Here is a 20,181-nt window from a genome sequence, read left to right as displayed (position 1 = left end):
CTCTATAATGGTGCGCAGCCCGGCCCAATGGCGTGCCGGCCGAAGCAAGGAGGCCCGCAATGGCGACAATACACGAAGGCGACCTGCTCTGGCAGCCAAGCGCTGAGGATAGTGCCCGCGCCAACCTGAGCGACTATATGCGCTGGCTGCGCGACGAGCGCGGCCTCGATTTTGACGATTACCCCGCGCTGTGGCGCTGGTCGGTGGAGCGGCTGGAAGAATTCTGGGGCAGCGTGTGGGACTACAGCGGCGTGCTGGCCTCGGAGCGCGGGAGCGTGGTGCTGGCCGAGCGCGCCATGCCGGGCGCGCAGTGGTTCCCCGGCGCGCGGCTGAACTACGCCGAAAATATCTTCCGCAAGCGCAGCGCCGAGCGCCCGATGATCTTCTACCAGGCCGAGGGCCAGCCGCTTGTGACCCTGAGCTGGGAGGAAGTGCTCGACCAGAGCCAGCGGCTGGCGGCGGCGCTGCGCCGCATGGGCGTGCAGGCCGGCGACCGGGTGGTGGGCTACCTGCCGAACGTGCCCGAGGCGATTGTGGCGCTGCTGGCGGCGGCAAGCATTGGCGCGATCTGGTCGTGCTGCGCGCCAGACTTCGGCACCCGCAGCGTGCTCGACCGCTTCACGCAGATTGCGCCGAGCGTGCTGATTGCGACCGATGGCTACGTGTATGGCGGCAAGCCCTTCGACCGGCGCGCGATTGTGGGCGAACTGCAGGCCGCGCTGCCAAGCCTGCGGCAAACCATCCTGCTGCCATGCCTGAGCGCCGACGCCTTGCCAGACACGATCCTCTGGGTCGACGCACTCGCCGCGCCAGTGGCACCCGCCGACTACCAGTTCGCGCAACTGCCCTTCGATCACCCGCTGTGGATCTTGTACTCGTCGGGTACGACTGGCCTGCCCAAGCCGATTGTGCAGGGCCACGGCGGCATTCTGCTCGAACACCTCAAGGCGCTGACTTTCCACAACGACATCACGCCAGCCGACCGCTTTTTCTGGTTCACCAGCACTGGCTGGATGATGTGGAACTACCTGGTCGGCAGCTTGCTGACCGGGTGCAGCGTGATCCTGTACGACGGCAGCCCGGCCTGGCCCGACATGAACGCGCTGTGGGAGCTGGCCGCGCGCGCTGGGGCGACCTACTTTGGCACTTCGGCGGCGTTTATCGCGGCCTGCATGAAGGCGGAAATTCGCCCGAACGAGCGCTATGACCTGAGCGCCATCCGTGCCCTCGGCTCGACCGGCTCGCCGCTGGCGTCGAGTGGGTTTGCGTGGATCTATGAGCACATCAACCCGCGCCTGGCGCTGGAATCGCTGAGTGGCGGAACGGACGTGTGCACGGCGTTTGTGGGCGGCGCGCGCATCCAGCCGATCTACGCAGGCGAAATTCAGGGCGCGTCGCTGGGCGCGCTGGTGCAGTCATTCGACCCCGATGGCCGCCCGCTGCTGGATGAAGTGGGCGAGCTGGTGATCACCGCGCCCATGCCTTCGATGCCGCTGTTTTTCTGGAACGACCCCGGCAACGCGCGCTACCTGGCGAGCTACTTCGACATGTACCCCGGCGTGTGGCGGCATGGCGATTGGATCAAGATCAATGCGCGCGGCGGCTGCGTGATCTACGGGCGCTCGGACTCGACAATCAACCGGCAGGGCATTCGCATGGGCACGAGCGAAATCTACCGGGCAGTTGAGTCGATCCCTGAGATCGTGGATAGCCTAATTGTCGATCTGGAGCTGCTGGGCCGCGAGTCGTACATGCCGCTGTTTGTGGTGCTGCGCGAGGGCGTGGCGCTGGATGATGCGCTCCAGACGCGCATTCGGCAAACGCTGCGGCGCGAGATTTCGCCGCGCCACGTGCCCGACGCGATCTTTGCGATTGGCGAGGTGCCGTATACGCTGAGCGGAAAGAAGCTGGAGGTGCCGATCCGGCGCATTCTGCTGGGCCACGCGCCCGAAGTCGCGCTGAGCGCCGGTTCGCTGCGCAACCCCGCCGCGCTGGATTTCTTTCTGGCGCTGGCGGAGAAGATGAAGATGCAAGGATGATACGACGCTATGCGTTGTAGTGTGTCATTAGGAAAGCGCACCCTTCGGTACGCGCTTCGCGCTACTCAGGATGCGTATCATTACCAATCCCCGCGCGCCGCTACTCCACCTGCAGGCGGTAGCCAACGCCCGGCTCGGTGAGCAGGTAGCGCGGGCGGGCGGGTGTCGCTTCGAGCTTGTGGCGCAGCTGGCCCATATACACGCGCAGATAGTGCGCTTCTTCGCCGTAGCCCGGGCCCCAGACCTCGCGCAGCAACTGCTGGTGCGTAATGACCTTGCCGGCGTGGCGGATGAGCGTGGCGAGCAGCTTGTACTCGATGGGCGAAAGATGCACCTCGGCGCCATTCACCTGCACCAGCCGCCGGCTCAGATCGACGCGCAGGCTGCCAACCGCAAACACGCTTTCGCCGGAGGGCTGGGCGCTGCGGGCGGCGTGGCGCAGCGCGACTTTGATGCGCGCCATCAGCTCGGCAACGCCGAACGGCTTGGTGAGGTAATCGTCGGCGCCGGCTTCAAGCGCGGCAACTTTGTCGTGCTCCTGCCCGCGCGCCGACAGCACAATGATCGGCGTGCTGGTCCACTCGCGTAGCTGCTTGGTAACGTCGAGCCCGTCGAGGTCGGGCAGGCCGAGGTCGAGCAGAATGACGTTGGGCTGGCGCTCGGCGGCCAGCGCAATGCCCGCCTGCGCGGTTGCGGCTTCGAGCAGGGTATAGCCGTGCCCGGTGAGCGTCGCACGCAGGAAACGACGGATGGCTGGCTCGTCGTCGATCACGAGAATATGCGCCTGAGTTTGTTCTGTTTCCATTATTTTATGATCTGCGGAAGCAGTTCTGCTTTTTTAGCCTGCAGCAGCACGTTATGCGTTTATAGCCTGCGGCAGCAAGGTACTTTTCTTTTTTTATGCTGTAATTTCGCGCTTTGCGCGAAATTACAGCATATGGATGGGATGCGAATGAGATTAAAGAGAGCGGCCAGATCAATCGAACAACTTTGGTGTTATAAGAAGGCTTCAGGAAGCCAAAAGCTTCTGAATACTGACACCTGAATCCTGAAGACGTCGTTAAAACTTGGTGTCTTCGTGCCTTGGTGGTTATATGGTATCTCGCAACGCGGGCGGCGCGCCGCCCAATGGTAGCACGATGTGGAAGATGCTGCCACCGCCCGGCCGGTTGCTGGCCCAGATGCGCCCGCCGTGCGCCGCGACAATACCCCAGCAGATCGCCAGCCCCAGGCCCGCGCCGCTCGCGCCGCTGCCCGCCGCGCGGTAGAATTTTTCGAAGATGCGCTGCTCGTCGCCGGGCGGGATGCCCGGCCCGCGGTCGGCCACTTCGAGCGTGACGCTGTCGCCACTCGCGGCGGCGCGGATGTCGATTGGGCTGGCGGGCGGCGCGTACTTGATCGCGTTTTCCAGCAGGTTGATCAGCACCTGCTCGAACAGCACACTGTCGAGCGGCACCAGCAGCATGTCGTCGGGCAGGTCGATGCCGACCGGCCGGTCGCGTAGCTGCGTGTCGAGGCGGGCCAGCGCCGCGCCGATCACTTCTTCGAGCGGCTGCCATTCTTTCTGCACCTGCACCGCGCCGGCCTCCAGACGAGTCATGTCGAGCAGGTTGCTCACCAGGCGATTCAGGCGCTCGGCTTCGTCGGCGGCGGTTTGCAGCAGCTCGTCGCGGGTGGCCGGGTCGAGCGCGGCGTGCTGGTCGCGCAGCGTGCTGGTGGCCCCGGTGATCGCAGCCAGCGGCGTGCGCAGATCGTGCGAGACGGCGCTCAGCAGCGAGCTGCGCAGGCGCTCGGTTTCGGCGCGAAGCTGGGCGCGCTGGGCTTCTTCGGCCAGCTCGATACGCTCAAGCGCCAGGGCGGTCTGGCTGGCAAAGGTTTCGAGCAGTTGCAGCTGCTCGGGCGTGAGCGCGCGCCGCTGGGCGGGCCGCACGCCCAGCACGCCAACAATGCCGAGTGAGGCGACGAGCGGCAGGTAGAGGCCCTGCGCGGCAGGCAGCGTGTCGGTGCCCTGCCCGGCCATTTTGCCGTGATCGAACACCCAGCGCGCCACGCCCTGGTCGTGCGGGTCGGGCGCGAAGACGGTGCGCTCGCTGATGCCCTCGCCCCACCAGCCGGCGCTGCGCCCCCACGGCTGGAGCTGGCCGCCGGTTGGCAGCAGAATGACGACCTGGCTGCCGAAGGTTTGCCCGATATTGCGCACCGCCGCGCGCAGCACTTTTTCCAGGCTGCGGTTGCTGGCGAACTCGCGGCTGAGCGCGTACAGCGACGACACACGGCGCTCGCGCTGCTGCGCAATCGCGGCCTGCCCGCGCAGCCGCACCGTCAGCGTGCTGATCGTCAGGCCAACCAGCAACATCACCGCGAAGGTAATCGCATACTCGACATCCGAGACGGCAAAGGTGAAAAAGGGCGGCACAAAGAAGAAATCGAATGCGGCGACGCTCAGCACGGCGGCCAGGATCGATGGCCCGCGCCCGAAGCGCGCCGCCACCAGCACTACCCCGATCAGGTAGACCATGACGAGGTTGGCGGGCGCGACGTAGGGCGCAAGCGGCCAGGCCAGCGCCGTAGCAAGGCCAACGGCGAGCGGCCCCCACAGGTAGCTTGCGTTGCTGCTGGTGCGCTCGACGCGCAGGCGCGGCCCTTCGCTGGGTGCATCGCCGCGCTCGCCAGTGATGACATAAATGTCGATGTCGCCGCTGGCGCGCACCAGCTCGTCCACCGTCGAGCCGAGCAGCACGTCTTGCCAGCGCGGGCGGGCCGGCTTGCCAACCACGATTTTGGAGACGTTGCGCGATCGCGCATAGGCCAGCACGGCCTCGCTGACATGCGGCCCGCTGAGCGTGACGGTTTCCGCGCCAAGCTGGTCGGCCAGGCGCAGGGTTTGCGCCATGCGCTCGCGCTCGGCTTCGGGCAGGCGCGCGGTGGCGGCATTCTCAACCGTGACGACGAGCCACTCGGCGTGGAGGCCGGCGGCCATGCGGCGGCCCGCGCGCACCAGCCGGTCGTTCTGCGCGCCCGGCCCGATGCTTACCAGAATGCGCTCGGCGGCTGGCCAGGTTTGCGGAATGGCGTGGGCCTCGCGGTAGCCGCGCATCTGCGCATCGACGCGGTCGGCAGTGCGGCGCAGGGCCAGCTCGCGCAGGGCGATCAGGTTGCCTTTGCGGAAGAAGTTTTGCAGCGCGTGCTCGGCCTGCTGCGCGATGTAGACCTTGCCTTCTTTCAGGCGCTGCAAGAGGTCGTCGGGCGTCAGGTCGATCAGCTCCACGTCGTCGGCCTGCTCGACCACGCGGTCGGGCACGGTTTCGCGCACCAGCACGCCCGTGATCTGCGCGACCACGTCGTTCAGGCTTTCGATGTGCTGAACATTGACGGTGGTGTACACGTCTACCCCGGCGTCGAGCAATTCTTCGACATCCTGCCAGCGCTTGGGGTGGCGCGACTCGGGCGCATTGCTGTGCGCCAGCTCGTCGACGAGAATGAGCTCGGGGCGGCGGGCCAGCGCGGCGTCGAGGTCGAACTCTTCCAGCGTCGCGCCGTGGTAGGGCACGCGCCGGCGCGGCAGCAGCTCCAGTCCGTCGAGCAGGGCCTCGGTTTCGGCGCGGCGGTGCGTTTCGACATAACCCGCCACCACGTCGACGCCGGCGGCGCGCTGCTCGTGGCCGGCTTCGAGCATGGCGTAGGTTTTGCCCACGCCGGCCGACGCGCCAAAGAAGATTTTCAGCCGGCCGCGCGCGCGCTCGTGCTCGGCCTGCACGCGGGCGAGCAGTGCGTCGGGGTCGGGGCGCGAGTCTGTCACAGCGGTGCTTTCTGGTGATGGTGATAGGCAGTGTGAAATGGGCGGGCGCACCCTTCGATACGCGGCTGCGCCGCTACTCAGGATGCGCTCACACGCTTTGGAAGTCAGGTTAGAACGTGCCGCATCTGGGTGAAATAGACTGGCGCACTCTTCGATACGCAGCTGCGCCGCTACTCAGGATGCGCTCACACGCTTCTATTTCGTTTCCATATCACGACTTGCCGCTGACGAAATCTTTCGGGCGCTGCGGGATGAAATCGACGCTGGCGAAAACGCGGCCGATGGCTTGCTGAAGCTCGCGCGCGCGGTAGATAAAGAACTCGCCGGTGCGCGGGTTGCGGAACTGGTAGAGCTGCTGCGGGTCAATATAGCTGGAATTCATCATGGTGACAAATTCCAGCGGCTGGCCATCGCGCACCGGCAGCAGGCTCGCGTCGTCGCGCAGCATCTCCAGGTAGGTGCGCAGCTCGGGCCTGGGCGCGGCTGGCTCGGGCGCGGCGTGTGCGGCGGGCCGCGGCTCGGCCTGCGGAATGAGAATGCCGCACAGTGTGCCATCGAGCGTGAGCAGCACGGTTTTGCCGGAAGCGCGCAGCTCCGCCACAACAGTCCGCCAATCGGCGGGCGGGTGGGCCAGATCGATCATGTCCATTGCGGTGCTCCTACTTCAGCGCGTCGAGCGCCAGATTCAGCTCCAGCACGTTCACGCGCGGCTCGCCAAGAAAGCCAAGCTGCCGCCCTTCGGTGTGTGCTGCCACCAGTGCGCGCACCTGCGCCGCGTCGAGGCCACGCGCCTGCGCGACGCGCGCCACCTGATAGTCGGCGGCGGCCGGGCTGATGTGCGGGTCGAGCCCGCTGGCCGACGCAGTGACCAGATCGACTGGGATGGGCGCGGTGTTCGCGGGGTCGGCCTGCTTCAAGGCGTCGATGCGCGTCTGAATCGCGCCGTCCGGCCCGATCAGCGCTGGGTTGAGCGGGCCGGCGTTCGAGCCCGACGAGCCGGTGAGCGCATCGCCATTAAAGGCGGTGTAAGGCGCGGGCGCGGTGGCCGAGGGCCGCCCCCAGAAATATTTCGGGGCGCTCCATTCCTGCCCAATCAGCGCCGAGCCAACGGGCTGACCAGCGGTGTTGGTGATCACGCTGCCGTTCGCCTGCGAGGGAAAGGCGACCTGCGCGATGCCCGTGACCAGCAGCGGGTAGATTACGCCAGTGATGAAGGTGAGCGCCAGCAGCGCGATGAGCGCCGGGCGGAATTGTGTGCGAAGCGTTGCCATGGTTCTAACTTCTTTCTTGAAGCTGTATTTCGGGTAGACGGAGGACGAAAGACGATGGACGAAGGTTCGTCGGCAGCGGGCAGTTGGCAGTATGCAGTTTGCAGTTGGCAATTCGTAGTAACCTGCAACATTCAAACATTCAAACCTGCAACGCTTCGTGCCCTTTGCGGTGAAATTTCGTCGGTTGTTGGGCGTATGCGATACGCCGGTACATTCGCTGTTTAGCCAATCGTCAATCGCAAATCGTCAATCGTAAATCCTACGCCAGCCCCAGCGCCACCAGCGCCAGGTCGATGATCTTGATGCCAATGAACGGCACGACGATGCCGCCCAGGCCGTAGATCAGCAGGTTGTCGCGCAGCAGCGTGGCCGCGCCCACCGCGCGGTAGCGCACGCCGCGCAGCGCCAGCGGGATGAGAAAGACGATGATCAGCGCGTTGAAGATCACCGCCGACAGAATCGCGCTTTCGGGCGTCGCCAGGCCCATCACGTTCAGACGATTCAGCACCGGGTAGGTGCTGGCAAACGCCGCCGGAATGATCGCGAAGTACTTGGCGATGTCGTTCGCAATGCTGAAAGTCGTCAGCGCGCCGCGCGTCATCAGCAGCTGCTTGCCAATTTCGACCACCTCGATCAGCTTGGTCGGGTTCGAATCAAGGTCGACCATGTTGCCGGCTTCTTTGGCCGCCTGCGTGCCGCTGTTCATCGCCACGGCCACATCGGCCTGCGCCAGCGCGGGCGCGTCATTGGTGCCGTCGCCCGTCATCGCCACCAGCCGCCCGCCAGTCTGGTACTCGCGGATGAGCTTGAGCTTGGCCTCGGGCGTGGCCTGGGCCAGGAAATCATCGACGCCGGCCTCGGCCGCGATTGACGCGGCGGTGAGCGGGTTGTCGCCGGTGATCATCACGGTTTTGATGCCCATGCGCCGCAGCTCGGCAAAGCGCTCCTTGATGCCGCCCTTCACAATATCCTTGAGCTGAATGGTGCCAAGCACGCGCGCGCCGTCGGCCACCACCAGCGGCGTGCCGCCCTGGCGCGAAATCGTTTCGACGGTGTCGCGCACTGCTGGCGGGAAGTGGCCGCCCTGCTCGCATACATACGCCTCGATCGCGTCGGCCGCGCCCTTGCGGATGGCGTGGCCGTCGAGGTTCACGCCGCTCATGCGCGTTTGCGCAGTGAATGGCACGAACTCGGCGTTCAGCGCGTGGATGTCGCGCTCGCGAATGTTGTACTGTTCTTTCGCCAGCACCACAATGCTGCGCCCCTCGGGCGTTTCGTCGGCCAGGCTCGAAAGCTGCGCGGCGTCGGCCAGGGTCTGCGGGCCGTCGCCATTGGCCGGGATGAACGCGGTGGCCTGGCGGTTGCCAAGCGTGATTGTGCCAGTTTTGTCGAGCAGCAGCACATCCACGTCACCAGCGGCCTCGACCGCGCGCCCCGACATCGCAATCACATTCGCCTGGATCATGCGGTCCATGCCCGCGATGCCAATCGCGCTCAGCAGCCCGCCGATGGTGGTGGGAATGAGACAGACCAGCAGCGCCACCAGCACGGTGACCGTGACGGGCGTGCCCTGCCCGGCCGCCTGCACGCTGTAGATCGAGTAGGGCAGCAGCGTGACGGTGGCGAGCAGAAAGATGATCGTTAGCGAGGCCAGCAGGATATTCAGCGCGATTTCGTTAGGTGTCTTTTGCCGTTTCGCGCCCTCGACCATGCTAATCATGCGGTCGAGAAACGTCTCGCCGGGGTTGGTGGAAATTTTTACCACCAGCCAGTCGCTCAGCACGCGCGTGCCACCCGTCACGGCCGAGCGGTCGCCGCCGCTTTCGCGAATGACGGGCGCGCTTTCGCCGGTGATCGCGCTTTCGTCCACCGAGGCCACGCCCGCAATCGCCTCGCCGTCCATCGGGATGAATTCGCCCGCCTCGACCAGCACGACATCGCCTTTGCGCAGATCGTTTGCCGAGCAGTTTTGCGTGCTGAGTTTTGAGGTTTGCGTTGCGCTATCGCCAGAACTCAACACTGAGACATCAAAATTCAGCACTTTTTTCGCCTGCACGTCGCGGCGCGCCTTGCGCAGCGTATCGGCCTGGGCCTTGCCGCGCCCCTCGGCCATTGCCTCCGCGAAGTTCGCGAACAGCACGGTGAACCACAGCCACAGCGCAATTGCCACAACGAAGCCGGCGGGAGCTGAATCCTGAGCCAGCGAAGGGTCGCCCTGGCTGAACAGCGCCTGGGCGGCCAGCGCGGTGGTGAGGACGCTGCCCACCTCGACAACGAACATCACCGGATTCTTGACCTGATGGCGCGGGTCGAGCTTGCGGAACGAATCGGCCACGGCGCGCCGCAAAATCGGCGGGTCGAACAGCGGGCGGGCCTTGTTGGGTTGGAGTGTCATAATTTTCCTCAAAGTCGGCAGTCGGCGGTCGGCAGTGAGCAGTAGGCATCGCAGTGTTACTGCCTACTGCTCACTGCCTGCTGCCTACTGGATCATCATCAAATGTTCGACAATCGGGCCGAGCGCGAGCGCGGGAATAAAGGTCAGCGCGCCGACGATCAGCACCACGCCCACCAGCATTGCCACAAACAGCGGCGTGTGCGTGCCCAGCGTGCCAGGGCCAGCCGGCACAGCCTTTTTGCGCGCCAGCGAGCCAGCAATCGCCAGCGTGGGAATGGCCAGCCAGTAGCGCGAAAAGAACATCGCAATACCCAGCGCCGTGTTGTAGAAAGGCGTGTTCGCGCCCAGGCCGGCGAAGGCGCTGCCGTTGTTGTTGCCAGCCGAGGCAAAGGCGTACAGCACCTCGCTGTAGCCGTGCGCGCCGGGGTTCGCAATCGTCGCCGTGCCAGCCGCACTCATCAGCGCCACGGCGGTGCCAATCAGCACCAGCGCGCCGGGGATGAGAATAATCAGCGAGGCCATTTTCATCTCATAGGCTTCGATCTTCTTGCCCAGGTACTCGGGCGTGCGCCCAACCATCAGGCCTGCCACAAACACCGCAATGATCGCAAACACCAGCATGCCATACAGCCCCGAGCCGACGCCGCCAAAAATCACTTCGCCCAGCTTCATCAGGAACATCGGCACCAGCCCGCCCAGCGGCGTAAACGAGTCGTGCATGGCGTTGACCGAGCCGTTCGAGGCGGCGGTGGTTGCGCTGGCCCAGAGCGCCGAGTTGGCGATACCGAAGCGCAATTCCTTGCCTTCCATATTGCCGCCCGGCTGCGTCGCGCTGGCGGTTGTGTCCACGCCCAGCGCCGCGATATGCGGGTTGCCGCTTTGCTCAGCCGCCACCGCGCCCAACATCAGCGGGACGAAGATGATCGTCATGGCCGCGAGGATGGCCCAGCCCTGGCGCGTGTCGCCCACCATTTTGCCGAAGGTGTAGCACAGCGCCGCCGGGATAAGCAGAATGCTGAGCATTTCGAGCAGGTTGGTCAGCGGCGTCGGGTTTTCAAACGGGTGCGCCGAGTTGGTGTTGAAGAAGCCGCCGCCATTCGTGCCAAGCTGCTTGATCGCAATCTGCGAGGCGGCCGGCCCCATCGGCAGCACCTGCTGCGTCACGGCATTGCCCTGGGTGTCGCTGCTTGCCTGCACCAGCGCGACCGTGCGATACGGGCTGAAGTTCTGCACCACGCCCTGCGCGCTCAGCGCCAGCGCCAGCACAATCGCCAGCGGCAGCAGAATGTACAGCGTCGTGCGCGTGATGTCGACCCAGAAGTTGCCAATCGTCTGCGCCGAGCGCAGGCGCAAGCCGCGCACCAGCGCGACCAGCGTGGCCATGCCGCTGGCGGCCGACACAAAATTCTGCACCGTCAGGCCGAGCATCTGCGTCAGGTAGCTCATGGTCGTTTCGCCGCCGTAGCCCTGCCAGTTCGTGTTCGTCACAAAACTGATCGCCGTGTTGAACGACGAATCGGGCGCGACACTGCCGAGCGCCTGTGGATTGAGCGGCGCAACCGACTGGCCGCGCTGGAGCAGGTAGACGAACAGGAAGCCAAGCAGGTTGAACAGCAGCATCGCCAGCGTGTAGGTCTTCCAGTTCATCTCCTCGCGCTCGCTGGTGCCGAGCAGGCGGTACAGCCCGCGCTCAAGCCCACCCAGCCAGCGGTTCAGCCCGGCCGGCTCGCCTTCGTAGATACGCGCCATATACCAGCCCAGCGGCTTGACCAGCGCGATCAGCAGGGCCAGGTAGGCGACGATTTGCAGTATGCCATTGAGTGTCATCAGAACAGCTCCGGTTTGAGTAGCGCAACGGCCAGGTACACGAGCAGCGCCAGCGCGATTGCGCCGCCCACCAGGTAGAGTGCGGTCATGGCCCCCTCCTTACAGTCGCTCGCACAGCGCCACAAAGCCCCACGAAAGGGCGAACAGCAGCACTGTTATGCCAAGAAACAGCAGATCCATCGAAATCCTCCATTCGCTGCGCTCCGTGCGTTCCTGTTGAACGCAGGCATAGTGTAGGATTTTTGGCGTCAAAACGGTGTAAGGGTTTGGGGGCGGGGCGTAAAGGAAGTATAAAGATGCGCCAGAAGCTGGTATCATGGCGGGCATCGCGTGAGGAGCATGGAAAGGTAGACCGCATCCCATGAACACAATCCGGCATTGGAGCGCCCAGCGACGCTATGCCCTGAGCGTCGGCGGTGTTGCGCTGATCACAGTTGTGCTGACGCAGCTGCCGCCCCTGCACGAAACAAATATCGCCCTGCTGTACCTGCTGGTCGTGTTTGCAAGCGCCACCACCGTCGGCCTGGTGCCAGCGATTCTGGCCTCGGTGCTGGCGTTTCTGGCGTTTAATTTCTTTTTTGTGCCGCCGCTGCACACCCTGGCCGTCGCCAACCCCGAAGATATTGTGCGCCTGCTGACCTTTCTGCTGGTGGCGGTGGTCACAAGCACGCTGGCCAGCCGCGCGCGCGCCCAGGCCAACGCCGCCGAGCGCACCGCCGCCGATCTTTCGGCACTGTACAACCTGAGCCAGACGCTCAGCGCCGAGGTGACGCTGGATCGCGCGCTGCCGCTGCTGGCGCAAACCACGCTGCAATTGGTAAATGTGCCGCTGTGCAGCGTGCTGATCTACGACGAAAAGGGCCTGCTGAGCGAGCGCGCTGTGGCGGGCGCGCTGCCGCCGACTCCAGCACACAACATCGACACCTTTTTGCGGGTTGGCCCGCGCGTGCTGGGCGTGCTGCGCGTGGCGCAGCGCTCGGTGCACAACGAGCTGAGCGACGACGAGCGCGCCCGCCTGGAAACGATTGCCGCGCAGCTGGTGCTGGTGCTCGAACGGGCGCAGCTGGCCGAAGAAGCCGCCCGCATGCGCGCCCAGGCCGAGGCCGAGCGCGTCAAAGGCGCGCTGCTCTCGTCCGTCTCGCACGACCTGCGCACGCCGCTTTCGGTGATCAAAGGCGCGGTGACGAACCTGCTCGATGAGGGCGTGCCCTGGGATGCCGACACGCGCCGCGAGCTGCTCCATGCCGTCGACGACGAAACCGACCATCTGAACCGGCTGGTGGGCAATTTGCTCGAAATGTCGCGGATCGAGAGCGGCGCGCTGCACCCTGCCCGCGACTGGCACGACCTGGGCGAGCAGATTGGCGCGGTTGCCGATCGCCTGCGCCCGCGCGCCGGTGCCCGCCCGCTCAGCGTCGACCTTCCTGCCGACCTGCCGCTGGTGTACGCCAGCTACACCGAGATCGACCAGGTGCTGACGAATTTGCTGGAAAATGCGCTCAAGTACACGCCCGCCGATTCGCCAATCGAAATCGCGGCGGCAGCGGCGGGCGATGCCGTGCGCGTGACCGTGCGCGACCACGGGCCGGGCATCCCAGCGGGCCTGGAAAAGCGCATTTTCGAGAAATTTGTGCGCGCCACGCCGCCCGAGCGCCACGCCGACGGCACCGGCCTGGGGCTGGCGATCTGCAAGGGCATTGTGGAAGCGCACGGCGGGCGCATCTGGGCGGAATCAACGCCGGGCGGTGGCGCGACGTTTGTGTTCACGCTGCCGCTGGAGCCGGTCGAGCTGCCCGCGCCGCACGCGCACGAGGACCTTCTGTGAATGCGCGCGTGCTGGTGGTGGACGACGAGCCGCAGATTGGGCGGCTGCTGCGCACCACGCTTGGCGCGCGCGGCTACGAGGTGGCTGTGGCGGGCGATGGCCCGGCTGCGCTGGATCTGGCGCGGAGCTGGCGGCCCGACATTGTGCTGCTCGACCTGGGTTTGCCGGGCATGGACGGCCTGGATGTCTGCCGCCAGCTGCGCACATGGTCGCAGGTGCCGATTATTGTGCTGACGGTGCGCGACGCCGAAAGCGACAAGGTGCAGGCGCTCGACCTGGGGGCCGACGACTACCTGACCAAGCCGTTCGGCATCGATGAGCTGCTGGCCCGCATGCGCGTTGCGTTGCGCCACGCCGCCCGCGCCGCCAGTGGTGAGCCAGTGCTTCAGGCTGGCGCGCTGCTGATCGATTTTACCAGGCGGCAGGTGTTCGCTGGCGGGCAGGAAGTGCACCTGACGCCCAAAGAATACGATTTGCTGCGGGCGCTGGCAACGCAACCTGGCCGTGCGCTGACCCACCGCACATTGCTGCGCACGGTGTGGGGGCCAGCCTACGAGCAGGATGTGCCGACGCTGCGCGTATTTATCACCCAGCTGCGGCGCAAGCTGGAAGCGAACCCGGCCCGCCCGCGCCACATTCTCACCGAGCCGGGCGTGGGCTATCGCTTTCAGGTGGAGGAGGGCGAGGCGTAGAGTGAAATGTTTTGCGGGCGGCTCTGCCCCTGCACCCCGCTGGGGAACCGAGCCAGTTTGAGTGCTGTATATCTTTTGCAGGGCGCGCTGCCCCTGCACCCCGCTGGGGAACCGAGCCAGTTTGAGTGCTGTATATCTTTTGCAGGCGGCTCTGCCCCTGCACCCCGCTGGGGAACCGAGCCGGTTCCCCAGACCCTCCGGCAAAGAACGCCAGTGTCGAATGTATAGCGCGTGGTCATGCCTCCGTTATGCATAAAAGCAGGCATCGAACGAGATACGTTTGCTTCACCTGAAAGCTATACACATTGACGATACCTGTATCGAGCGCTGCCAGCGGTGAACATAACGGAGGCATGACAGACAAACGTTGAGCAAGGCGGCCACATCAAATTTGGGGTCTGGGGCGCAAGCCCCAGCCGGGGTGCAGGGTGCCGGCGCACCCTGCGGCCGTGCGGCCTGAGCAAACTGCTTTCGGGGGGCGGACACGCAGGTCCGCCCAGACAAAAAACAGTCCGCCCAGACAAATTATCTCAAAAGGGAGCGCGAGGGCGCGCAGCCCTCGCATGAAAGGAACCTAATGCCACCACTTCCCGCCGCGCTCGAAGGCTGGGCGCGCCAGTGCGAACAGTTTCTCGCGGGCGCGCAGTACCCCGCCGACGCCGCGCACGACCTCGCGCACATCCGCCGCGTGGTTGGCACCGCTACCGCGCTCGCCGCAGCGGAAAACGCCGATCTGTGGACGGTTGTGCCGGCGGCATGGCTTCACGACTGTGTGATCGTGCCGAAGAACTCGCCCGACCGCGCGCGCGCCTCGGGCAGGGCCGCCGACGCCGCCATTGAGTTTTTGCGCGGCGCGGGCTACCCGGAAGCGCACCTGCCCGGCATTCACCACGCAATCGAGGCGCACAGCTTCTCGGCGCAGATCGCGCCGCGCACGCCCGAGGCGCGCGTAGTGCAGGATGCCGACCGGCTCGACGCGATTGGCGCGATCGGCGTGGCGCGCTGCCTGATGCTCAGCGGGCAGATGGGCCGCCGCCTGTATGATCCTGCCGCGCCCTTTCCGCAGGGCCGCGCGCCCGACGACCAGATCAACGCCGTGGATCATTTCTTTGTGAAGCTGCTGGGCCTGGCCGGCACGATGCAGACGCCCGCTGGCCGCGCCGAGGGCGAGCGGCGCACGCACTTCATGCGCCAGTTCCTCGAACAGCTCGCCAGCGAAGTCGCGCCGGGCGGGATGGACGGGCTGTAACGTTTCCGCCCCTGGCAGGACTATGAAGTGTAGAATAAAACCCGCGGCGCAAACGCTTCGCAATGCAGAATATGGCGACCGCACCACAGAAAGAAGAGCTTACAATGACCGATACATCCGGGAGGCAGAACGGCCACACCGAGGTAGCCACGCTTGCCGGCGGCTGTTTCTGGTGCCTTGAGGCTGTGTTTGATGAGCTGCGCGGCGTGTCTGAAGTGGAGTCGGGCTATGCCGGCGGGCAGGTGCCGAACCCGACTTACCGGCAGGTGTGCACCGGCATGACCGGCCACGCCGAGGTGGTGCAGATCACCTTCGACCCGCAGGCGGTCTCGTTCCGCCAGCTGCTGGAAGTCTTCTTCACCATCCACGACCCGACGACGCCCAACCGCCAGGGCGCGGACGTGGGCACGCAGTACCGCTCCGCGATTTACTACCACTCGCCCGAGCAGAAGGCCGACGCCGAGCAGGTGATTGCCCAGATCAACGAGGCAGGCATCTGGGATGGCCCGGTGGTGACGGAGGTTTCGCCGGTGCCGACCTTCTACCGCGCCGAGGATTACCACCAGGAATATTTCGTGAACAACAGCAACCAGCCCTACTGCCGCGCGGTGGTAGCGCCCAAGGTTGCCAAGCTGCGCAAGTACTTCGTCGAGCAGCTCAAGAAGTAGCAGCCCAGCATAGCCCGTATATTCGCAGAATAAAAACAGCCCCATTCCATTTTTTCGGAATGGGGCTGTTTCGATCCGGCGAACCGAATCGTTCGCTTGTAGTCAAGAAGAATCAAGCCTCAACAAGGCCCGCTGGCGCAAAGCGAACGCCCGTCAGCTGCTCCGACACATCCCAGAGCCGGGCGGCAACCGCGGCGTCGCGTGCCTGGGGCGGCACGTTCGCCAGCGTGGGGTATCCGCGCGTTTCGTTGAACATATTCGGCCCATAATACGCTCCTGGCGCGGCCTGAGGCGATGTTGCTGCGTACAGCGTCGGCAGCGCGCCCTGTGCAGCTGGCTGGAACAGAAACCAGAGCCAGCGGCGCGCCAGCCCCGACATGCTCTGCCGCCCCGGTGCGTTGGTCAGCAGGTCGGTGCGCGAGATGCCCGGGTGGGCCGCGATGCTGGTGATTTCCCAGCCCGCCGCTGTGCTGCGCCGCTGAAGCTCGAAGGCAAAGAGCAGGCTTGCCAGCTTGGATTGCGCATACGCCGGCATGGGCTGGTAGTTGCGCTCGGCCTGCAGATCGTCGAAGTCGATGCTGCCCTGGCGCGCGGCGATGCTGGATAAATTGATGACGTGTGGCGCGTCGCCTTGTTGCAGCAGTGGCAGCAGCTGCGCGGTTAGCGCAAAGTGGCCAAGGTAGTTCGTGCCAAACTGCAATTCAAAGCCATCGGCGGTGGTTTGGCGCTGCGGCGGCGTCATCACTGCGGCGTTGTTGATCAGTACGTCCAGCTTCGCACGGCTGTTTCGCAGGCGCTCAGCACATGCCGCGACTGATTCCAGCCGCCCCAGGTCAACTTCCTCGAACTGGACGCGGGCGTTCGGCACCGCAGCGCGAATCTGCTCGACCGCGGCTGCGCCTTTCGCCGGGTTGCGGCCAGCAATCGTCACGTCGGCCCCGGCGCGGGCCAGCGCCAGCGCGTCTTGAAAACCTAACCCGCCCGTGCCCGTAACCACGACGGAACGGCCGTTTTGCGCAGGAATATCAGATGTCGTCCAGCGATCCATGTGTTGTCCTCTTTTGTAGTAAATGGTATACTAGATGCAGAAAATAATTGCACTTGGTGTTAAATATAATGCACTGAGTGTAATTTGTCAATGAGCGAGAAATCGTATGAATGCCAACGCCCCTGGAACAGCTGAAGGGTTGCGAGAGCAGAAACGCCGTGCGACGCAACAGCGCATCGCAGCAACCGGCCTGCGGCTGTTCCTTGCTAACGGCTACGAAAACACCACGCTGGATACCATTGCAGCGGAAGCCGGTATTTCGCGCCGAACCTTCTTTTCCTACTTCAAATCGAAAGAGGATGTTCTGTTTGTCTGGCAGAGCGAAGCGTGGAAGGCGGTGTGGGCGGATGTGCTCACCGTCTCACCGGACGAACACCCGCTGGACGCCGTGCGCGATGTTTTCGTTCGGCATCTTGCGCCCTATGCCAACGAGGAAATGCGGGTCATCGACAGGTTGCTGCGCTCCAGCGAGTCGCTGCGTGCCCGCAAGCAGGTCGCCTATGAGGAATACGAGCAAGCCTTATTCGCCACCCTTTGCGAAGTCTGGCGTCAGCCGCAACGGCGGCCTGTGCTGCGGATGGTTGCAATGGCGTGTATCGGCGTAGTGCGCCTGTCGCTGGACACCTGGAACCAGCAGGACACAACGAACAAGCCGCTTGCAGAGGTGCTTCTGGAAGGATTTGCAAGTCTGAAATCAGGCATTCAGGAGCAATAACGCGCCCGAGCAGTAGTGATGGTGTTGGAGCGCAGCCCACAGGCAAAAACAGAAGTCAGAAGGGGTGCAGCTCTCAGCACGCCTTCTGACTCCTGATTTCTGATTCCCGACTTCTGTTAGCGCTCGTCGCCCTCGCCGCGAATTTGCCCGCGCTCCAGCCGCGAAAACAGCTTCTCGATATTCGCAGCGGCGACTTCCTCCAGCGTCAGATCAAGCTCGGTGCAGATCTGCGTGAGGTACCACAGCACGTCGCCCAGCTCGTACTTCAGCGCCTCGCGGTCGGCGTCGCCAATTGCGCCACCCTTGTCGCGAAAAATCTTCTTGATCTTGCCCGCCACCTCGCCCGCCTCATTCACCAGCCCGAGCGTCGGGTAGACAATCGGGTGGTTCACGTCGATCACGCCCCACGTCTTGCGCGCCTCGCGCTGGTAGGTGCTGAACAATTCCATATCCATGCTGCTGTTCCTCACTTCAACCCGACAATTGCCGATAGTTCACCGCAAAGAGCGCAAAGAGCGCAGAGCTTTGGGGTACGGAACCACGAAGGCACGAAGAAGTTATAAGTTTGAAGGTTGCAGGTTCGAAAGTTACTGCAACCTGCCAACGTTCAAACCTGCAACCTGTCAACCGGCGAACCTGCAACCTGCCAACGTTCAAACCTGCAACTCGCCAACCGGCAACCTACTTCGCCACCTCGGCCATGATCCCCAGCAGGTGCCCGTCGGGGTCGCGGAAAAAGGCCATCCAAAGCGTATAGCTGCCCATGTCGGCAATTGCGTGCGGCGCGTCGACAAACGGCACGCCACGCGCCTGGAGCTGCGCGTAGGCCGCCTGAATGTCGCTTACCGTGAAGTAAAGCGTCGCGCCATTCGCCACCACCTCGCCAGCCTCGGGCGTGGAAAGCATCAGCCGCACGCCGCCGCAGTCGAAAAAGGCCAGGTTCGGGAAGGCGAACAGAAAGGGCAGCCCAACAGCGTCGCGGTAGAATGCCACCGCTGCGTCGAGGTTAGCGACGGTCAGCGCGATCTGGCCGAGTGGCCCGAGCTGGATTTGTTCTTCGGACATATGCACGCTCCTTGTGGCTTGCGGATGCTTCAGCACGGCCCTTTGCCGCGCGCTGTTGCAGTATATCCCCGCCCGGCGCGGCGCGCTTCTTCAAAATCACCGGCTTTGGCGGCGGTACTCGCTGGGCGACATGCCGGTGTGGCGGCGGAACAGCCAGCTAAACGCGCCCAGGCTTTCGAAGCCCACCGCCAGGCAAATCGACGAGATCGGCTCGTCGCTGCCGGCCAGCCGCCGCTGCGCCGCCAGAATGCGCTGGGCCGTGAGGTACTGGTAGGGCGTTTGCCCGAAGGCGTGCCTGAAGGTGCGCAGCAGGTGGTTGGCCGACATGCCCGCGACGTCGGCCAGGGCGGCGAGCGTGAGCGGCTGCTCGAAACAGGCCGCCGCGAAATCGCGCGCGAGGTGCAAGCGGCGGTACAGCTCGTCGCGGGTGGCGGGGCGTGCGGCCGGCAATTGCTCGACTTCGCGCTGCAGCTCGTTGCGCTGCATCAGCAGGGCGCGCAGTAATTCGTGCACCTGCTCGTCGAGCCAGCCCAGCTCGGCCTGGCCCGCGCTGAGCGCGTGGCGCAGCGCGCCCAGCCGGCGTGAAATCGCGTCGCCGTGCGGGTAGGTGCGCTCGAAAAATAATGGCTCAGGCGTGGGCCGGGCGGGGTCGGCCAGGAGCTGCGCGTGCGGGCTGGTGCTGTCGCGCAGGGCGGTGGCGGCCAGCGGGGGCGCGAAAAACACGCACAGCGACTCGACCGGCGCAGCGCTTTCGATTTCGATCTCGTAGTCGCGGCCGTGGTTCAGCACCAGGTAGGCGTGCTCGTCCACTGCGAAGCGCGCCCGCCCAACGGCATAGCGCGCCTGCCCGCCGCGAAACGACTTGATCGAAAGGTAGCCCGCGCCCGCGCCATGAAACTGAGCGGCGCGCTCGTGCAGGATATACGAGCGTGGCGCGGCGCTGGCGGCGGGCAGGGTAACAATCATTGGGCTTGCTGCTGGCGCGGGTTGTTCCACGGCACGTCGGGCACGCCGGCGCGGGCGTTGGCCGTGCGCGCCAGCACAAACAGGCAATCCGACAGGCGGTTGAGAAAAATGCCCACCTGCGGGTTGATCTCTTCCTCGCGGGCCAGCGCCACCACGCAGCGCTCGGCACGCCGGCAGATCGTGCGCGCAAGGTGCAGCTGCGCGGCTGCGGCTGTGCCGCCCGGCAGAATAAACTGGCGCAACTGCTCAAGCTCGGCCTCGGCGCTGTCGATCACCTGCTCAAGCTGCTGAATGGCGTCGTCGCCAATGCGCGGGATGTAGGCGGCCTCGTCGGGCGTGGCGAGGTCGGCCCCAACCACAAAGAGCTGGTTTTGAATCGCGGCCAGCAGCGCGTCGAGATTGCCGGCCGGCGCGGCGGCCAGGGCGGCACGGGCCACGCCAATCGCGGCGTTGCACTCATCGACGGTGCCATAGGCCTCGACGCGGGCGGCATCCTTCGGCACGCGCAGGCCGCCCCACAGCCCGGTTTCGCCAGCGTCGCCGGTTTTTGTATAGATCTTCACGCAGTTCCTCTTTTGGGCGCTGGCGCTCAGTGTGCCGCGCAGCGGTATTTTACCATCTT

General features: G+C 64.9%; 18 protein-coding genes. 6 read left to right on the top strand and 12 right to left on the bottom strand.

Annotated features, from left to right (window positions below):
* The first annotated feature begins 59 nt into the window (after nucleotides 1-59).
* Nucleotides 60-2,039 (top strand): acetoacetate--CoA ligase, encoded by a 1,980-nt coding sequence (locus M1P90_RS30385; protein ID WP_483699480.1) that lies wholly within the window; start codon nucleotides 60-62, stop codon nucleotides 2,037-2,039.
* A 100-nt stretch (nucleotides 2,040-2,139) separates the two neighbouring features.
* Here M1P90_RS30385 and M1P90_RS30380 read toward each other — a convergent pair whose 3' ends face one another.
* The 7 genes from M1P90_RS30380 to kdpF all read right to left on the bottom strand — a co-directional run bounded on the left by M1P90_RS30380 (nucleotide 2,140) and on the right by kdpF (nucleotide 11,420).
* Nucleotides 2,140-2,844: a response regulator gene (locus tag M1P90_RS30380; protein ID WP_483699478.1), complete on the bottom strand. Its 705-nt coding sequence runs from the start codon at nucleotides 2,842-2,844 to the stop codon at nucleotides 2,140-2,142.
* Between the two features lie 285 nt (nucleotides 2,845-3,129).
* Nucleotides 3,130-5,838 (bottom strand): DUF4118 domain-containing protein, encoded by a 2,709-nt coding sequence (locus M1P90_RS30375; RefSeq protein ID WP_483699477.1) that lies wholly within the window; start codon nucleotides 5,836-5,838, stop codon nucleotides 3,130-3,132.
* Between the two features lie 211 nt (nucleotides 5,839-6,049).
* Nucleotides 6,050-6,487, bottom strand: coding sequence for a hypothetical protein (locus M1P90_RS30370; protein ID WP_483699476.1), 438 nt, complete (start codon nucleotides 6,485-6,487; stop codon nucleotides 6,050-6,052).
* A gap of 10 nt (nucleotides 6,488-6,497) precedes the next feature.
* Nucleotides 6,498-7,109, bottom strand: a complete 612-nt coding sequence (kdpC, locus tag M1P90_RS30365; RefSeq protein WP_483699475.1) for a potassium-transporting ATPase subunit KdpC — start codon at nucleotides 7,107-7,109, stop codon at nucleotides 6,498-6,500.
* A 259-nt stretch (nucleotides 7,110-7,368) separates the two neighbouring features.
* On the bottom strand, nucleotides 7,369-9,504 hold the full coding sequence (kdpB, locus tag M1P90_RS30360; protein ID WP_483699474.1) for a potassium-transporting ATPase subunit KdpB: 2,136 nt from the start codon (nucleotides 9,502-9,504) through the stop codon (nucleotides 7,369-7,371).
* Nucleotides 9,505-9,588: 84 nt separating this feature from the next.
* Entirely contained in the window at nucleotides 9,589-11,331 is a 1,743-nt protein-coding gene (gene kdpA, locus M1P90_RS30355) for a potassium-transporting ATPase subunit KdpA (protein WP_483699473.1), read from the bottom strand.
* Complete coding sequence (gene kdpF / locus M1P90_RS30350; RefSeq protein WP_483699471.1) at nucleotides 11,331-11,420, bottom strand: K(+)-transporting ATPase subunit F; 90 nt, start codon at nucleotides 11,418-11,420, stop codon at nucleotides 11,331-11,333. The genes kdpA and kdpF overlap by 1 nt, the downstream gene beginning before the upstream one ends.
* Before the next feature lie 272 nt (nucleotides 11,421-11,692).
* On the opposite strand from kdpF, the gene M1P90_RS30345 reads away from it, so the two are divergent.
* From M1P90_RS30345 to msrA, 4 genes are all read left to right on the top strand, one after another.
* Nucleotides 11,693-13,156: an ATP-binding protein gene (locus M1P90_RS30345; protein ID WP_483699469.1), complete on the top strand. Its 1,464-nt coding sequence runs from the start codon at nucleotides 11,693-11,695 to the stop codon at nucleotides 13,154-13,156.
* Nucleotides 13,153-13,848 (top strand): response regulator, encoded by a 696-nt coding sequence (locus M1P90_RS30340; RefSeq protein ID WP_483699468.1) that lies wholly within the window; start codon nucleotides 13,153-13,155, stop codon nucleotides 13,846-13,848. The genes M1P90_RS30345 and M1P90_RS30340 overlap by 4 nt, the downstream gene beginning before the upstream one ends.
* Nucleotides 13,849-14,425: 577 nt before the next feature.
* Nucleotides 14,426-15,097, top strand: a complete 672-nt coding sequence (locus tag M1P90_RS30335; protein WP_483699466.1) for an HD domain-containing protein — start codon at nucleotides 14,426-14,428, stop codon at nucleotides 15,095-15,097.
* 104 nt (nucleotides 15,098-15,201) lie between these two features.
* Nucleotides 15,202-15,765: a peptide-methionine (S)-S-oxide reductase MsrA gene (gene msrA, locus M1P90_RS30330; protein WP_483699465.1), complete on the top strand. Its 564-nt coding sequence runs from the start codon at nucleotides 15,202-15,204 to the stop codon at nucleotides 15,763-15,765.
* 112 nt (nucleotides 15,766-15,877) lie between these two features.
* On the opposite strand, the gene M1P90_RS30325 is transcribed toward msrA, so the two are convergent.
* Nucleotides 15,878-16,813: an SDR family oxidoreductase gene (locus M1P90_RS30325; RefSeq protein ID WP_483699463.1), complete on the bottom strand. Its 936-nt coding sequence runs from the start codon at nucleotides 16,811-16,813 to the stop codon at nucleotides 15,878-15,880.
* 106 nt (nucleotides 16,814-16,919) lie between these two features.
* Between M1P90_RS30325 and M1P90_RS30320 the strand changes: the two genes are divergently transcribed.
* Nucleotides 16,920-17,528, top strand: coding sequence for a TetR/AcrR family transcriptional regulator (locus M1P90_RS30320; protein ID WP_483699461.1), 609 nt, complete (start codon nucleotides 16,920-16,922; stop codon nucleotides 17,526-17,528).
* A 116-nt stretch (nucleotides 17,529-17,644) separates the two neighbouring features.
* Here the strand turns inward: M1P90_RS30320 and M1P90_RS30315 are convergent, their stop codons facing one another.
* The 4 genes from M1P90_RS30315 to M1P90_RS30300 form a co-directional block, all read right to left on the bottom strand.
* A complete protein-coding gene (locus M1P90_RS30315) occupies nucleotides 17,645-17,983 on the bottom strand; it encodes a nucleoside triphosphate pyrophosphohydrolase family protein (protein ID WP_483699459.1) in 339 nt (112 codons plus the stop codon).
* A gap of 226 nt (nucleotides 17,984-18,209) precedes the next feature.
* A complete protein-coding gene (locus M1P90_RS30310) occupies nucleotides 18,210-18,593 on the bottom strand; it encodes a VOC family protein (RefSeq protein WP_483699457.1) in 384 nt (127 codons plus the stop codon).
* 96 nt (nucleotides 18,594-18,689) lie between these two features.
* Nucleotides 18,690-19,559: a helix-turn-helix domain-containing protein gene (locus M1P90_RS30305; protein WP_483699455.1), complete on the bottom strand. Its 870-nt coding sequence runs from the start codon at nucleotides 19,557-19,559 to the stop codon at nucleotides 18,690-18,692.
* The gene (locus M1P90_RS30300) at nucleotides 19,556-20,122 is read right to left on the bottom strand and encodes a cob(I)yrinic acid a,c-diamide adenosyltransferase (protein ID WP_483699453.1); all 567 of its coding nucleotides are present in this window, start codon (nucleotides 20,120-20,122) and stop codon (nucleotides 19,556-19,558) included. The genes M1P90_RS30305 and M1P90_RS30300 overlap by 4 nt, the downstream gene beginning before the upstream one ends.
* Nucleotides 20,123-20,181: the final 59 nt, after the last annotated feature.

The organism is Kouleothrix sp. 19917 (genome assembly GCF_057073505.1).
Note: the sequence above shows the minus strand (reverse complement) of the source record. Positions and strands in the feature narration are given on the sequence as shown.

Coding starts and splice junctions, on each gene's coding strand:
- M1P90_RS30380 (WP_483699478.1), bottom strand. CDS start 2,844: ATGGAAACAGAACAAACTCAGGCGCATATTCTCGTGATCGACGACGAG.
- kdpF (WP_483699471.1), bottom strand. CDS start 11,420: ATGACCGCACTCTACCTGGTGGGCGGCGCAATCGCGCTGGCGCTGCTC.
- kdpC (WP_483699475.1), bottom strand. CDS start 7,109: ATGGCAACGCTTCGCACACAATTCCGCCCGGCGCTCATCGCGCTGCTG.
- msrA (WP_483699465.1), top strand. CDS start 15,202: ATGACCGATACATCCGGGAGGCAGAACGGCCACACCGAGGTAGCCACG.
- M1P90_RS30335 (WP_483699466.1), top strand. CDS start 14,426: ATGCCACCACTTCCCGCCGCGCTCGAAGGCTGGGCGCGCCAGTGCGAA.
- M1P90_RS30370 (WP_483699476.1), bottom strand. CDS start 6,487: ATGGACATGATCGATCTGGCCCACCCGCCCGCCGATTGGCGGACTGTT.
- M1P90_RS30345 (WP_483699469.1), top strand. CDS start 11,693: ATGAACACAATCCGGCATTGGAGCGCCCAGCGACGCTATGCCCTGAGC.
- M1P90_RS30385 (WP_483699480.1), top strand. CDS start 60: ATGGCGACAATACACGAAGGCGACCTGCTCTGGCAGCCAAGCGCTGAG.
- M1P90_RS30325 (WP_483699463.1), bottom strand. CDS start 16,813: ATGGATCGCTGGACGACATCTGATATTCCTGCGCAAAACGGCCGTTCC.
- kdpA (WP_483699473.1), bottom strand. CDS start 11,331: ATGACACTCAATGGCATACTGCAAATCGTCGCCTACCTGGCCCTGCTG.
- M1P90_RS30310 (WP_483699457.1), bottom strand. CDS start 18,593: ATGTCCGAAGAACAAATCCAGCTCGGGCCACTCGGCCAGATCGCGCTG.
- M1P90_RS30320 (WP_483699461.1), top strand. CDS start 16,920: ATGAATGCCAACGCCCCTGGAACAGCTGAAGGGTTGCGAGAGCAGAAA.
- M1P90_RS30315 (WP_483699459.1), bottom strand. CDS start 17,983: ATGGATATGGAATTGTTCAGCACCTACCAGCGCGAGGCGCGCAAGACG.
- M1P90_RS30305 (WP_483699455.1), bottom strand. CDS start 19,559: ATGATTGTTACCCTGCCCGCCGCCAGCGCCGCGCCACGCTCGTATATC.
- kdpB (WP_483699474.1), bottom strand. CDS start 9,504: ATGACACTCCAACCCAACAAGGCCCGCCCGCTGTTCGACCCGCCGATT.